The sequence below is a fragment of the Pseudomonas sp. JUb52 genome (assembly GCF_004341115.1).
Taxonomy (GTDB): Bacteria; Pseudomonadota; Gammaproteobacteria; order Pseudomonadales; family Pseudomonadaceae; genus Chryseomonas; species Chryseomonas oryzihabitans.
Genome location: NZ_SLYS01000042.1, coordinates 1 through 1247 on the forward strand (window position 1 = coordinate 1; position 1247 = coordinate 1247).

General features: G+C 60.5%; 1 protein-coding gene. It reads left to right on the forward strand.

The window, feature by feature from the left end; all coding sequences use genetic code 11:
* Positions 1-60 precede the first annotated feature (60 nt).
* Positions 61-1217 (forward strand): IS3 family transposase gene (locus EC839_RS24060; protein ID WP_242455226.1). Its coding sequence is split into 2 segments (ribosomal slippage): positions 61-331 and positions 331-1217, totalling 1158 coding nucleotides; the frame shifts between segments, so codons are not numbered across the junction.
* Positions 1218-1247 lie beyond the last annotated feature (30 nt).

Genomic DNA, 1247 nt, shown 5'->3' on the forward strand with positions numbered 1-1247 from the left:
TGATCTTGCCCAGTCCCAGTGGACACCCCCGTTAAGCGATAAACTGCAACGAGGTGAATCATGGCAAGACAAGCAACCCCAATGAAACAGACCCGCACCCGCCATTCCCAAGCCTACAAGGACGAAGCGCTGGCTTTGGCCGACCGCATTGGCGTTAGCAAGGCTGCCGAACAGCTCGGCCTGCATGCTTCCCAGCTCTACGGCTGGCGGAGCAAGAAGCACCAGACTCAGGCCGGCAGCGAGCGCGAGCAGTCGCTGGCCGACGAGAATGCCCGACTCAAGCGGCTGTTGGCCGAGCACGCCGAGGAGCTGGCCATCGTAAAAAAGGCGGCCGCGTACTTTGCCAAGAGCCTCAAGTGAAGTACGCCTTCATGAGGACTCATACCGCGCATTTCTCGATCCAGGCCATGTGTCGCGTGTTGGGCGTTGCCCGCAGCGGTTACTACGCTTGGTGCTCTCGCAGGCCGTCAATGCGCCAGCGGCGAAGAGCCGAACTGGATCGGCAGGTCGCTCAGGCATACAGCGCACGCAAGGGCCGCAGCGGGGCTCCACGGCTGTGCCACGACCTGCGGGAAGCCGGCCTACCCTGCAATCGCAAGACGGTAGCCGCCTCGATGCAACGGCAAGGACTGCGTGCCAAGGCCGCCAAGAAGTTCAAGGCCACGACCAATTCTCAGCACTCCCTGCCAGTGGCAGAGAACTTGCTCAAGCAGGATTTCAAGGCATCTGCGCCAAATCAGAAATGGGTGGGTGACATCACCTACCTGCATACGGAGGAAGGCTGGCTGTATCTGGCAGTGGTCATCGATCTGTATTCACGGATGGTGATCGGCTGGGCCATGAACGAACGCATGACGGCCGACTTGGTTTGCGATGCCTTGCACATGGCGCTGTGGCGACGCAAGCAGCCTAATGACGTGATCGTGCATAGCGACCGCGGCAGCCAGTACTGCTCAGCGGCTTACCAGGAGCTGATCCGCGCCCATCACTTGCGATGCAGCATGAGCGCCAAAGGCAACTGCTACGACAATGCCTGTGCAGAGAGCTTCTTCCACAGCCTGAAGGTCGAGTGCATCCACGGCGAGCGCTTCACGAGCCGCGCCCAGATGCGTGAAACCGTGTTTGAATACGTCGAAACCGATTACAACCGCCAGCGGCGACACAGCACGCTGGGGCACATCAGCCCAGAGGCCTTCGAGGCCAGGATGTGTGCTTAAACCCGTGTCCACGGCTGCTGGGCAAGATCA